Here is a 12,864-nt window from a genome sequence, read left to right as displayed (position 1 = left end):
CGGGGCGGCCCCTAACCATGGCGTCACCCCCGCCTTCTGTTCCGGCGCGGGATCGGCTAAGGACGAGTGGGATACGAGGAGACGAGCGGGACATGCGCGCAAGGCGCCTCTTGATGGTTGTCGCGGCCATGGCCGGGCTCGCCGCCTGCGGGACCCGTGAAGGCGTGATGATTCCCGTCGCCGACCTGCCCCCCAATGTTGCCACCGTGGACATTCTCGCCGCCACCACCCGCGCGCCCAGCGACGCGCCGGGCATTGTGTTCAGCGGCGAGCGGGGCGACAGTCTGTCCTTCGCCAATGTGGTGGTCTCCATTCCGCCCGACCGCGCGCCCGGCTCGCTGCAATGGCCCTCGAGCCCGCAGGCCAATCCGAACCGGGAGTTCGCGGTGGCGGAGATCTCCCCCGTGCCGCGGTCGGATGTGGGCCATTGGCTGGCCCGTTCGGGCAAGCGGCGGGTGCTGGTGTTCGTCCACGGCTTCAACACCCGTTTTGACTCCTCGGTGTTCCGCTTCGCCCAGATCGTCCACGACATGGATTCCGGCCTCGCGCCGGTGCTGTTCTCCTGGCCCTCGCGCGGGCGGATCGTGGATTATGTCTATGACCGGGAGAGTGCCAATTTCTCCCGTTCCGACCTTGCCTATGTGCTGACCGCCGCCGCCCGCAGCCCCAAGGTGGACGAGGTGATCGTCATCGCCCATTCCATGGGGGCCTGGCTGACGGTGGAGGCGCTGCGCCAGATGGCGCTGCGGGACGGGCGCATCCCCGCCAAGATCTCCAACGTGGTGCTCGCCTCGCCGGATCTGGACGTGGACGTGTTCCGCCGCCAGGTGGAGGAGATGGGCACGCAGCGGCCCGCCATCACCATCTTCGTCTCGCGCACCGACCACGCGCTCAGCGTGTCCTCGCTCATCAGCGGCGGCATCACGCGGGTGGGCGCCGTGGACCTCGCCCAGGAGCCCTACCGCACCCAGCTCGAAGGAGCGGAGGGCATCACGGTGGTAGACCTCACTGCCGTGCAGAACGGGGATTCCCTCAATCACTCCAAGTTCGCCACCTCGCCCGAAGTGGTCCAGTTGCTGGGCACGCGGGTCATGTCGGGGCAGAATTTCGTGGAGCCGGGCGAGAGCGTCATCGGCGAGGTGATCACCACGCCGATCCGCGTGGTCACGGGCGGCCTGCGCAACTGAGGCTTGGCCGTTTTCCGAGGCTGGGATCGACCCGCGTCGAGGCACGCCTGTGGTTCGTCGTGTGGCGTGAACCGCGCTCTATCAAGGGTTTAGGGGCTGCTTCCGGTCGCTTGGTTCTCGCTGCCGCACGGCCTTAAACCCTTGTCTCATGCCGTTAGGTATGCGAGTCCCTGTCTTCCCGGTTGATGGATACGGTTCCCGGCCGGTCGTTTGGGGTGCGTCGGGCGGCGGGGCGTCGCCGCCGGGCGCCGGGTTGCGGCACTGCGCGCCGCAGGGAGGTAAGATGTCCAGTTCGACCGTGCGCACCGTCACATACGATCTTCTCCGCCAGCTCGGCCTCACCACCTTCTTCGGCAATCCGGGCTCCACCGAGGAGACCTTCCTCAAGGATTTCCCGGCCGACTTCACCTATCACCTCGCCCTCCAGGAAGCCTCCGCCATCGCCATCGCGGACGGCTATGCCCAGGCCACCGGCAAGCCGGCCATCGTGAATGTCCACACCGCCGCCGGCCTCGGCAACGCGATGGGCAACCTCATCACGGCGAGCCTCAACAAGACCCCGCTCATCGTCACCGCCGGCCAGCAGACCCGCGAGATGCTGCTCATGGAGCCGTGGCTGACGAACGTGGATTCCACCATGCTGCCGCGCCCCTGGGTGAAGTGGGCCTATGAGCCCACCCGCGCCGAGGACGTGCCCGCGGCCTTCATGCGTGCCTATGCCACCGCCGTTCAGGCGCCCGCCGGGCCGGTCTTCCTCTCCTTGCCGCTGGACGACTGGGACAAGCCCTGCAATGGCCCGGCCGTGGTGCGCACCCTCGGCCATCGCGTCGCCCCCGATCTCGACCGGCTGAAGGAATTCGCCGACATCCTCTCCGGCGCCAAATCGCCCGCGCTGATCTTCGGCGCGGCCATCGACCGGGGCAATGGATGGGCGGATGCGGTGGCGCTGGCGGAGAAGCTGAACGCCGCCGTCTTCGCCGCCCCCGCCAGCGAGCGCACGCCCTTCCCGGAAGATCACCCCCTCTATGTGGGCGGCCTGCCCTTCGCCACCGGGCCCCTGTCCGACCGGCTCAAGGGCCATGACGTGGCCATCGTCATCGGCGCCCCCGTGTTCCGCTATTATCCTTATGTGCCCGGCCCCTATCTGCCCGAGGGCATGCGCCTGCTGCACATTTCGGACGATCCGGGCGAGACCTCCCGCGCGCCCGTGGGCGACAGCCTGGTTTCCGACGCCGTGCTCGCCACCCGCGCCCTCGTGGAGCTGGTGAAGCCCGGCGCGGCCAAGGCGACGCCCGCCGCTCTCCCCCACCGCATGGCGCCCCATCCGGCCTGCCATCCCGAGGACGCCCCCGGCGGCAAGGACGGCGTGCACACCGCCGCCGACGTGTTCGCGGCGCTCGCCGAGGTGCGGCCCGACCATTGCGTGCTGGTGGAGGAATCCCCCTCCAACCTCGCGGACCTGCACCGCTGGTGGCCCATCACTGAGCCGCAGACCTTCTTCACTTTCGCCAGCGGCGGCCTCGGCTGGAACCTGCCCGCCTCCGTGGGCATCGCCCTGGGCGAGCGGGACACGGGGCGCAATCGCCCGGTCATCATGATCGTGGGCGACGGCTCGTTTCAATATTCGCTCCAGGCGCTCTACACGGCGGCCCAGAGCAAGCTGCCCATCGTCTATATCGTGCTGCGCAACGGGCAGTACGGCATCCTTAAGTCGTTCGCGGTGCTCGAAGAGACCCCCGGCGTGCCGGGCCTCGACATTCCCGGCCTCGACATCGTCAGCCTCGCCAAGGGCTTCGGCTGCGAGGCCGAGCGCATTTCCGACCTGGAGGTGCTGAAGGCGCGGGTGAAGGCGGGCTTCTCCGGTCCCGGCCCGCTGGTGATCGAGGTGCCCATCACCAACGACGTGCCCCCGCTCATCTGAGCCGGGCGGCCACGCGGACGCCAAAAACTCTGGTAGGAATGCTGCGGCCGGCGGGTCATCTCGCCGGCCGCGCGCCGTTCGGGCGTGCGTTGTTCGTTGGGAGGCTGTCCATGGATTATGTGAAGCTCGGCCGCACCGGCCTCGATGTGTCCCGCCTGTGCCTGGGTTGCATGAGCTTCGGCGAGCCCGGGCGCGGCACCCATGCCTGGACGCTGCCGGAAACCGAGAGCCGCCCGCTGATCCGCATGGCGCTGGACCTCGGCATCAATTTCTTCGACACCGCCAACATGTATTCCGACGGCTCCAGCGAGGAGATCGTGGGCCGCGCGCTGAAGGATTTCACCCGGCGCGAGGAGGTGGTGATCGCCACCAAGGTCTATTTCCGCATGCGGCCGGGGCCGAACGGGTCCGGGCTCTCGCGCAAGGCCATCATGAGCGAGGTGGACGCGAGCCTGCGGCGGCTCGGCACCGATTATATCGACCTCTACCAGATCCACCGGCTCGACCCCGCGACCCCCATCGAGGAGACCCTGGAAGCGCTGAACGACGTGGTCCGGGCGGGCAAGGTCCGCTATATCGGCTCCTCCTCCATGGCCGCGTGGCAGTTCATGAAGGCGCTGTCCATCTCCGAGAGGAACGGCTGGGCGCGCTTCGTCTCCATGCAGAATTACGTGAACCTTCTCTATCGCGAGGAGGAGCGCGAGATGCTGCCGCTCTGTCGCGCCGAGGGTATCGGCGTCATTCCCTGGAGCCCGCTGGCGCGCGGGCGCCTCACCCGCGACTGGGACGAGACCACCGCCCGTTCGGAGACCGACGAGGTGTCCCACCGCCTCTATGCGGTGATGGAGGCGGCGGACCGCAAGGTGGTGGAGGCGGTGGCCGCCGTCGCCGCCGCGCGGGGGCTGCCGCGTGCCCAGGTGGCGCTCGCCTGGGTGCTGCGCACGTCGGGCATCACCGCCCCCATCGTGGGCGCCACACGGCCCGGCCATCTGGAAGACGCGGTGGCGGCGCTCTCCGTCACCCTCACCGATGACGAGGTGGCGGCGCTGGAAGCGCCCTACGTGCCCCATCCCGTGCTCGGCTTCTCCTGAGCGGTGCCATGCGGATCGACCGGCGCGTTTTCCTCGCGGCGCTTCCCGCGTTCGCCTTTGTCTCGCGCCCGGCGTGGGCACAGGCCGAACACGCCTGTGCGGCCATAGAGGCGCGCACGGGCGGCCGGCTCGGCGTTGCCGTGCTGGACGGGACCGGCGCACCCCGCATCCTGCACCGGGCGGAGGAGCGCTTTCCCTTCTGCAGCACCTTCAAGTTTTTGGTCGCCGGCGCGGTGCTGAAACGGGTGGACGAGGGGAAGGAGCGCCTGGACCGGCGCATCGCCTACGGCACGGACGACATCATCCAGCATTCCCCCGTCACCAAGGCGAACCTGGGCAAGGGGATGAGCGTCGCGGACCTGTGCGCGGCCACCGTCACTCTCAGCGACAATGCGGCGGCCAATCTGCTGCTCGCGACATTGGGCGGTCCGAAAGGGCTCACCGCCATGCTGCGGGCCATAGGCGACACGGTAACCCGCAACGACCGCTGGGAGACCGCCCTGAACAGCGCCATACCCGGCGATCCACGGGACACGACGAGCCCGCTCGCCATGGCCCGCGACATCCACGCGCTGGTGGTGGGGGATGTCCTTTCCCCGCCGTCCCGCACGCTGTTGGCCACCTGGCTCTATGATTGCAAGACCGGGGACGATCGCCTGCGTGCAGGCTTGCCCGGCTGGCGGGTGGGAGACAAGACCGGCACGGGGGGCGCGACGACCGGCACGGTCAACGATGTGGGCATCGCCGTCCCACCCGGCGCCGCCCCCGGCACGCGGCCGATCATCCTGTCGGTCTATCTCACCCAGTCGCGCCTCGACCTTGCGGGCTCGAACGCCGCCATTGCCGAGGTTGCGGCGCTGGCGGCGCGTACGCTGACGAAGTAAGGCGGTTCGGGGGAGGGAGCCGCGCACAGGATCTGGCCGTGCGCGAATTTTCATCGCCCGAGCCGCGAAACCCATGGAACCCGGGGCTTGGCTGCGGGTTTACCTTCTCGACAGCGCGCCATGCGCCCGCACCGAGAAGGAAGAGACTGCGATGGGCTCGATCTCCAGGGAAGTTGCCGCCGCCTCCGTCCGCATGGTCATCGGCTCCACCGAGCGCGAAGTGCGTTCGCTGAAGGAGGCCAAGGGCTTCCTGCGCGAGCACAAGGCCGGTGCGGTGGCCGATTTCATCCTCGCGGATATCGACCCCAAGTCTCCCGGCGCCCTGGTGGCGTTCCGCAGCAAGCTGGAGATGATGCGCGCCGCTCTCTGACGGTACCGCCATCTGCCGAAGACACAAAAAGCCGGGCCTCTGCGCCCGGCTTTTTCATTGGGCGGCGTGCGTTCAGAGCACCATGGCGAGCTGGGCGCCGCCGAGGGCGGCGAGGAACAGGGCGCCGTCATGCAACGCAAGGCCCAGGCGGCCCTGCGCGCCGCTTTCCCGCAGCCATGCGGTGGCCCCGATAGTGGCGGCCGACCATCCCGCCCCGGACAGGATCAGCGCCAGGGCCAGCGCTTCCGGCCGCGTGCTCGCCATGGCGATCCACAAGGCGAGCGTCGAGAGCGCCAGCCCGCCCGCAGCCAGCAGGCGCGGCGAGATGCGCGCGCCCAGCCAGATGAGCGGCACGGCAGGGGCATACATGGCGAACACATGCAGGGCGATGAAGCCGAAGATCGCCCCTTCGCCGATGCCGCAATCCACCAGCTTCAAGGGCGCGCCGCCCATGAGCAGCGTCATGGAGAACCACACCGCCGCCGCCGCCAAGGTGGGCGCGGCGAGGGCGCGTAGCGGGGCGGCCGCGCCGCTTGGGGCGGCACTTACCGGGTCCGGCGCGAGGCGCACCGCCACGGCGAGCGCGGCGGTGTGGGCGAGCGCCGCCAGAAGCGCGGCCCCCACCAGGAAGAAGGGGGCGAGAAGCTGTTCCGCCCCGGCCATGAGGGCGGGCCCGGCCAATGCGGCCAGAAGGCCACCCGCCAGCACGCCCGCCGCAGCGGCACCGGGCTTGGCCGAGGCGGCGGCCGCCTCATGCCGGTAGAAGAAGGCGAAGCCCTGCGCCATGCCCAGCCACAGCCCGCCGATGCAGGCGAAGGCGAACTGGTGCTGAACGAGGCCCATGGCCAGAAGCAGGCCACCCGCCATGCCGAGGGACGCACCGAGGGCGAAGCCCGCCCGTCGCCCGAACGCATCGCGCAGGAAGGAGGCGGGGAAGGAGGCGAGCACCGCCCCCAGCATGAGGGCCGCGAACGGCCAAGTGATGAGTTCCGGGCGCGGGGCCAGCATGGCGCCCGCCAGCGGCAAGGCGGCGGAGGCGGCGGTCTGCCCCAGCACCGCGAAGGCGAAGCCCGCCGTGAGCGCGAACGTGCCCGGTCCGGGCCCCACATTGTCATTGGCGGGCGGCGGCCCGCTCAGGCCGTCGCAGATGCAGGAGAGAAGGCCCGCGCGGACCGTCATCCCCGACCGGCTGGACGCGCCGAGCTTCATTTGCGCACGTCCTCGTCCGAGAGGATGCGGCGGGCGGCACCGTCCATGTCGTCATACTGGCCCGCCTTCAGGCTCCACAGGAAGGCGAACAGCCCGGCAAGCCCCAATGCCAGGGCCAAGGGCACCAGATAGATCAGCACGTTCATGACCGCGCCTTTCCCGGCTGCGCCGCCGGCATCCCGCCCGCGCGCGGAACCCCGGCACGCAGTGCATTGACCGTGACCAGGGTGGACGAGCCCGACATGGCGAGCGCGGCCACCAGAGGCGTCACATATCCCCCGACAGCGAGGGGGACCGCAATCAGATTATACAGGAGGGCGATCCACAAATTCTCACGAATGCGCTTGAGGGCCGAGCGCGCGCAGGCCAGAGCGTCGCGCACCGGGCCGAGTTTGGTGCCGAGAAACTCCGCATCCGCCTGCGCCTTGGTGAGCGCGGCGCCCTCCACGGGGGAGAGGGAGGCGTCCGCCGCCGCGAGGGCAGGGGCATCGTTGAGCCCGTCGCCCACCATGAGCACGCGGTGCCCCTGCGCCTTCATGTCCGCGATGGCGGCGATCTTGGCGGCGGGCTTGAGGCCGGGGCGGGCATCGGTAATGCCGAGCGCGCGGGCCACCGGGGCCACCGCGTCCGGCCGGTCACCGGAGAGGATGACGAGGGAGAGGCCCATGCCTGTGAGGGCCGTTGCCACGTCCTCGGCGTCCGCCCGCAACGCCTGGTCGATGCCCGCCACGAAGCCGTCGTCACCCAGGCGAAAGGCGATGAGGGAGGCGGAGGCGGGCAGGTCGGCGGGGGCGTCGAGGCCGCAGAAGGCGAGGCTGCCGAGGCGCGCCTCGCGCCCGTCGATCACGGCGCGCACGCCCGCGCCGGCCTCTTCCGTCGCCTCGGGGACGGGCGCCCCTTCCGCCTGCCGCGCCAGCACGGCGGCCAGGGGATGATGGCTGGACAGAGCGAGGCGGGCGGCGAGGCGGACCAAAGCGGGGTTCGTGCCCTCGGGCAGGCGCACCACGGGGTCGGGCAAGGTGAGGGTGCCGGTCTTGTCGAACACCACCGTGTCCACCTGGGCAAGACGCTCGATCATGTCGGCGGAGCGCAGCAGGATGCCGGAGCGGAACAGGGCGCCGGTGGCCACCACCTGAACGGCGGGCACCGCCAGCGCCAGGGCGCAGGGGCAGGTGATGATGAGCACCGCCACCGCGATCATCACCGCGTCATGCAGGCTCGCGCCCATGGCGATCCAGAACAGGGCCGAGGCGAGCGCGGTCACATGCACCACGGGCGCATAGGCCCGCGCCACCCGGTCGGCGAGGCGCACATAGGCGGTGCGCGCGGTCATGGCGCCGTCCAGCAGGCGCTGCACCTCGTCCACCAGCGTCTGGTCGCCGCCCGCCGTCACGCGGAGCGTCAGCGCGCCCTCGCCGTTGAGGCTGCCGGCATGCACCGCGTCCCCGGCGGCGACCGTGCGGGGCAAGGTCTCGCCGGTCACCAGCGCCTCGCTCATATTGGAGCGGCCGTCCACCACCACGCCGTCCGCGCCCACCCGCTCGCCGGCGGGCACCAGGATGAGGTCGCCGGGCCGCAGCGCCTGGACCGGCACCTGCACGGGGCACCCCTCCGCATCCAGCCGATGCGCGAATTCGCCCCTGAGCGCCGCCACATTGGCCGCCACCGCCCGGGTGCGCTGGCGCGCGGCATGGTCCAGATAGCGGCCGGCCAGGAGGAAGAAGAGCAGCATGAGCGCGCTGTCGAAATAAGCGTGCTCCTGCGACAGGGCGGTTTCCACCACCGACATGCCCAGTGCCAGGAGCACGCCCAGGGAGATGGGCACGTCCATGTTGAGCTTGCGGGCCTTGAGGCCCGCCAGGGCGGAGCGGAAGAAAGGCTGGCCCGCATAGGCGGCGGCGGGCAAGGCGATGAGCGCGGAGACCCAGTGGAACAGGTCGCGCGTCTCGGGGGTGATGTCGCTGACATTCCCGGCCCAGACCGAGACCGAGAGCAGCATCACGTTCATGGCTGCGAAGCCCGCGACGCCGAGGCACCGCAGCAGCCACTTGGCGCGCTCCGCCTCCTCGTCTGCCGCCGGCATGGCGAAGGGGTGGGCGCGATAGCCGAGATCGGAGAGGCGGGCCACCACCGCATCGGCGGAGGTCTCCGCGCCCCAGGCCACGGACAGGCGGTGATTGGTGTAGTTGAGCCGCGCGCGCACCACGCCGGGAAGGGCGGTGAGGCCGCGCTCGATCTCCTCGATGCAGCCGTCGCCGGAAATGCCCTCCACCACGAGGTTCATCTGGGCATGGCCTGCCGCGTCGTGATCCACGAACACGGAATAATCGACGGCTTCAGCTCCCACGGTCCGCATCCTCCGGCCCGTCTCTGGAGGCGGGCTCAGCGCAATTGCATCCTGTTTTTTGAGCGGAAGAGGCGTTGGTCGCCTTGCGAAAGATCAATCACCAGATCCCACTGCCCGGCGGGCGCGTCGAGCGAGGCGCCGTAGCGCCCGTCGCCCAGGTCCTTCAACTCGGTGGTCACGTCACGCCGCGCGTCCGTGGGGTGGGAGAGGCGCGTGGCCGCGATCAGGCCCGAAAGCGGGCGGCCCGCATTGTCCCGGGCGATGAGCGTGACGATGCGGCCCCCGCCGCCCAAATCCTGGAACTCGGCCACCACGTTCCAATGGCGCTCCGCCTGCTGCTCGGCGGCCATTTCCTCGCCGCGGAAGGCGAGGCCAGCCTTGTAGGAGCTGGCCGTCTCCACCCCGCCGAACGTGGTCACGGCGAAGCGCGCCATCACCACATTCACCGCGATGATGGTGGCGAAGAAGGCGAGGATGCAGACCAGCACGAACCGGCCGGTGATCTCGCGGGGCCGACCGCTCTCCAATGTTCCGGGCATCTGGGGCCTCGTATGGTCCATGGCGCCCGTTCAGGGGCCGATGAAATGGTCGGGCACCTTCGCTTCCACGCCAGTCGCCTTGTCGCGGATGAGGAAGGTGATGGGCAGCGACACGCCGGGATCGAGCGGCGTGTGCGTGGTCACGAACACGCGCAGCTCGCGGGTCTGGTCGGGCCCCACGCTCACGTCCGTGGTGCCGCCGGTGCCCACCACGTCCAGCGTCCCGCCGGGCACGCCCGCGACGGAGAGCAGGAAGGTGCGCTCGGCGCGCTGCTTGTTGGCGATGCGCAGCGTATAGGCGTTGCGCACCGCCCCGTCCGCCATGCGCACGAACAGCGGGTTGCGGTCGTGGATGGCGGCGACGCCTTCGGTGTCGCGCATGGCGAGGCTGACCAGCATGGTGATGCCGGTCACCGCGATGAGCGCCACATAGAGCAGGGTGCGCGGGCGCACCAAGTGGCGCACCTGCGGCTTGCCGGCGGCGCGGGCCGCGAAATTGGCCTCGCTGTCATAGGCGATGAGGTTCCGGGGACGGCTGATCTTGTCCATCACCGTGTTGCAGGCATCGATGCACAGGCCGCACTGGATGCAGTCGAGCTGCGAGCCCTTGCGGATGTCCACGCCCGTGGGGCACACGGCCACGCACTGGTCGCAATCGATGCAGTCGCCCGCCGGCTTGCCCGCCTCGCGCAGCAGCACCGCCTTCTTGAGCGAGCCGCGCGGCTCGCCCCGGTCATAGCGATAGGCGACGTTGAGGGCGTATTCGTCGGTGAGCGCCGCCTGGATGCGCGGCCAGGGGCACATATAGGTGCACACCTGCTCGCGCATGTGCCCGGCCAGCACATAGGTGGTGCAGGTGAGCACGAAGATGGAGGCATAGGCGATGGTGGGCGCCTGCAGCGTCGCCAGTTCCACCACCAGGGTGGGGGCGTCGGCGAAATAGAGCACCCAGGCGCCGCCGGTCCACCAGGCGATGAGCAGCCAGATGGCATGCTTCAGCGTCTTGTGGGTGAACTTCTCCAGCGTCATGGGGCCGGCATCGGCCTTCATGCGCTCGCGCCGGTCGCCCTCGATGAGGCGCTCGATGGCGAGGAACAGGTCGGTCCAGACCGTCTGCGGGCAGAGATAGCCGCACCAGACGCGCCCGGCGACCGCATTCATCAGGAACAGGATGAGCGAGGCGAGGATCAGCAGGCCCGCGACGTAATAGAATTCCTGCGGCCAGATCTCCAGGAAGAAGAAATAGAAGCGCCGCGCGGGGAAATCCATCAACACCGCCTGGTCGGGCGCGCCCGGTCCCCGGTCCCAGCGCACGAAGGGCAGCAGGTAATAGATGCCCAGCGTGATCGCCAGGATGATCCACTTGATGCGCCGGAAGGTGCCGTGGACGCTCTGGGGGTAGATCTGCCGACGGGCGACATACAACGGCTCCTCCACCTCCTCCGCGAGGGAGGGGGTGGAGGCCGTGTCGGGCTTGCGGATGGGTGCGCTCATGGGGGGAGCCGGCCAGCGGCCTCCTATTGCCCGCCGCCCAGGGTGTGGACGTAGACGGTGAGGGCCTTGATGGTGGAGGCAGGCAGGCGGGTGCCCCAGGCGGGCATGACGCCGCCCCGGCCCAGCGCGATGGTCTGCATGATGGTGGCCTTGTCGCCGCCATAGAGCCAGATGTTGTCGGTGAGGTTCTTCGAGCCCAGCTCCAGCTTGCCCTTGCCGTCCTCGCCGTGACAGACGGCGCAATTGGCCTTGAACACCACCGCGCCGCGCTGCGCGCCCGGATCGGTGGCGGGCACCAGCCCGGCGAGCGAGCGCACATAGTCCGCCGTGTCCGAGATCTGCGCGCGGGAGAGCACGCCGGCGAACGGCGTCATGTTGCCCTGGTGGCCTTCATCGTCACCGGCGCGGATGCCGTGGGCGATGGTGGCCTGGATCTGGGCCAGCGTGCCGCCCCACAGCCAGTCATCGTCATTGAGGTTGGGGAAGCCCTTGGCCCCGCCGCCCCCGGCGCCGTGGCACGGCGCGCAATTGTCGGCGAAGGCCACCCGGCCTTCCGCGCGGGCCAGCGAAAGCAGATCGGGCGAGCGCTCGATTTCCTCCAGAGAGGCCGTGTTGAGCCGCGCGGAGGAGGCCGCGCGCAGGGCCGCGAGGTCCGTCAGCTGCTCCTGCACGGCGGTGCGCGAGTTCCAGCCCAGCAGACCGGGCGTGGCGGAGGAGACGAGCGGCCAGGCCGGGTAGAGGATCCAGTAGCCCACCGCCCACACGATGCAGGCATAGAAGGACCAGAGCCACCAGCGGGGCAGCGGGTTGTTGAGTTCGCGGATGCCGTCCCACTCGTGACCGGTGGTGGTCTTCCCGCTCTTTGCGTCCACGTCGGTATCGTGGCTCTCATGCGCGGTGCTCACGGCATCAATCCTCTTTCAGCGGAATCTGGGCGGCGTCTTCGAATTCCTTCTTCTTCTTCTTGGAAGGCCAGTAGGCATACGCAATGACGCCCAGGAAGCCGAAGAAGAAGAGGAGCAGGCCCCAGGTCTGCGCGAAGGAGGCCAGGGTCATGTAAAGGTCGCTCATGGCTCACCTCACATTCGCTTTGTTGTCGTAGAGCTTGAAGTCCACGAGGGTGCCGAGCATCTGCAGGTAGGCGATGAGCGCATCGGCCTCGCTGACCATGCCGGGATTGCCGTCGAAGTCGCGCACCTGGGCCTTGGGATAGCGCTTGAGCAGCGCGTCCGTGTCGGCGTCGGGATTGATTTGGGCGGCCAGGTCGTCCTGGGCGCTGGCGATCATCTCCTCCGTATAGGGCACGCCTTCCAGGCGCAGCACCTGCATGTCCTTGGCGATGTGCTTGGCGTCCAGCTTGTTCTGCGCCAGCCAGGGATAGGCAGGCATGATGGACGGGGGCACCACCGCGCGCGGATTGTTCAGGTGCTCAAGCTGCCAGAGGTCCGAATACTTGCCGCCCACGCGGGCAAGGTCCGGTCCGGTGCGCTTGGAGCCCCACTGGAAGGGGTGGTCGTACATGCTCTCGGCGGCGAGCGAATAGTGGCCGTAGCGCTCCACCTCGTCGCGCAGCGGGCGGATCATCTGGCTGTGGCAGCTGTAGCAGCCCTCGCGCACATAGATCTTGCGGCCGGCAAGCTCCAGCGGCGAGTAGGGGCGGATGCCCTCTACCTTCTCGATGGTGCTCTTCAGGTAGAAGAGGGGAACGATCTCGACCAGGCCGCCGATGGAGATCACCAGCAGCACACCCAGCAGCAGGATCGACGAGTGCTTCTCGAAGATCGCGTGCTTGGCCCAGAGCGAGGCGGATTTCGTGGACATG

The 12,864-nt window shown here is 69.3% G+C and carries 13 protein-coding genes; 5 read left to right on the top strand and 8 right to left on the bottom strand.

Translation table 11 applies throughout. The features are described from left to right. Nucleotides 1–92 precede the first annotated feature (92 nt). From EJJ38_RS10305 to EJJ38_RS10285, 5 genes are all read left to right on the top strand, one after another. Nucleotides 93–1,187: an alpha/beta hydrolase gene (locus EJJ38_RS10305; protein ID WP_245454176.1), complete on the top strand. Its 1,095-nt coding sequence runs from the start codon at nucleotides 93–95 to the stop codon at nucleotides 1,185–1,187. 283 nt (nucleotides 1,188–1,470) lie between these two features. After that, nucleotides 1,471–3,108: a benzoylformate decarboxylase gene (mdlC, locus tag EJJ38_RS10300; protein WP_127089975.1), complete on the top strand. Its 1,638-nt coding sequence runs from the start codon at nucleotides 1,471–1,473 to the stop codon at nucleotides 3,106–3,108. 110 nt (nucleotides 3,109–3,218) lie between these two features. Then, nucleotides 3,219–4,199 carry an aldo/keto reductase gene (locus EJJ38_RS10295; RefSeq protein WP_127089974.1) on the top strand — a complete coding sequence of 327 codons (981 nt, stop codon included), beginning with the start codon at nucleotides 3,219–3,221 and terminating at the stop codon, nucleotides 4,197–4,199. Nucleotides 4,200–4,207: 8 nt separating this feature from the next. Then, a complete protein-coding gene (gene bla, locus EJJ38_RS10290) occupies nucleotides 4,208–5,083 on the top strand; it encodes a class A beta-lactamase (protein WP_127089973.1) in 876 nt (291 codons plus the stop codon). 151 nt (nucleotides 5,084–5,234) lie between these two features. Further along, on the top strand, nucleotides 5,235–5,453 hold the full coding sequence (locus tag EJJ38_RS10285; RefSeq protein WP_127089972.1) for a hypothetical protein: 219 nt from the start codon (nucleotides 5,235–5,237) through the stop codon (nucleotides 5,451–5,453). 72 nt (nucleotides 5,454–5,525) lie between these two features. On the opposite strand, the gene EJJ38_RS10280 is transcribed toward EJJ38_RS10285, so the two are convergent. Genes EJJ38_RS10280 through ccoO form a run of 8 tightly spaced genes read right to left on the bottom strand, consistent with a single transcriptional unit; the run spans nucleotide 5,526 to nucleotide 12,863 of the window. After that, nucleotides 5,526–6,662 carry a hypothetical protein gene (locus EJJ38_RS10280; RefSeq protein WP_127089971.1) on the bottom strand — a complete coding sequence of 379 codons (1,137 nt, stop codon included), beginning with the start codon at nucleotides 6,660–6,662 and terminating at the stop codon, nucleotides 5,526–5,528. Then, nucleotides 6,659–6,808: a cbb3-type cytochrome oxidase assembly protein CcoS gene (gene ccoS, locus EJJ38_RS10275; RefSeq protein ID WP_127089970.1), complete on the bottom strand. Its 150-nt coding sequence runs from the start codon at nucleotides 6,806–6,808 to the stop codon at nucleotides 6,659–6,661. The genes EJJ38_RS10280 and ccoS overlap by 4 nt, the downstream gene beginning before the upstream one ends. Then, the gene (locus tag EJJ38_RS10270; protein WP_127089969.1) at nucleotides 6,805–9,018 is read right to left on the bottom strand and encodes a heavy metal translocating P-type ATPase; all 2,214 of its coding nucleotides are present in this window, start codon (nucleotides 9,016–9,018) and stop codon (nucleotides 6,805–6,807) included. The genes ccoS and EJJ38_RS10270 overlap by 4 nt, the downstream gene beginning before the upstream one ends. Nucleotides 9,019–9,044: 26 nt before the next feature. Beyond that, on the bottom strand, nucleotides 9,045–9,548 hold the full coding sequence (locus EJJ38_RS10265; RefSeq protein ID WP_127089968.1) for a FixH family protein: 504 nt from the start codon (nucleotides 9,546–9,548) through the stop codon (nucleotides 9,045–9,047). A gap of 30 nt (nucleotides 9,549–9,578) precedes the next feature. Beyond that, the gene (ccoG, locus tag EJJ38_RS10260) at nucleotides 9,579–11,042 is read right to left on the bottom strand and encodes a cytochrome c oxidase accessory protein CcoG (protein ID WP_127089967.1); all 1,464 of its coding nucleotides are present in this window, start codon (nucleotides 11,040–11,042) and stop codon (nucleotides 9,579–9,581) included. Between the two features lie 23 nt (nucleotides 11,043–11,065). Then, nucleotides 11,066–11,947 carry a cytochrome-c oxidase, cbb3-type subunit III gene (ccoP, locus tag EJJ38_RS10255; RefSeq protein ID WP_127089966.1) on the bottom strand — a complete coding sequence of 294 codons (882 nt, stop codon included), beginning with the start codon at nucleotides 11,945–11,947 and terminating at the stop codon, nucleotides 11,066–11,068. Between the two features lie 4 nt (nucleotides 11,948–11,951). After that, on the bottom strand, nucleotides 11,952–12,113 hold the full coding sequence (locus tag EJJ38_RS10250; RefSeq protein WP_127089965.1) for a cbb3-type cytochrome c oxidase subunit 3: 162 nt from the start codon (nucleotides 12,111–12,113) through the stop codon (nucleotides 11,952–11,954). A gap of 3 nt (nucleotides 12,114–12,116) precedes the next feature. Beyond that, nucleotides 12,117–12,863, bottom strand: a complete 747-nt coding sequence (gene ccoO, locus EJJ38_RS10245; RefSeq protein WP_127089964.1) for a cytochrome-c oxidase, cbb3-type subunit II — start codon at nucleotides 12,861–12,863, stop codon at nucleotides 12,117–12,119. Between the last annotated feature and the right edge of the window lies 1 nt (nucleotide 12,864).

This window comes from Aquabacter cavernae, assembly GCF_003993795.1.
In the GTDB taxonomy this organism is placed as follows: Bacteria; Pseudomonadota; Alphaproteobacteria; order Rhizobiales; family Xanthobacteraceae; genus Aquabacter; species Aquabacter cavernae.
This window is presented reverse-complemented; position numbering and strand designations above follow the sequence as displayed.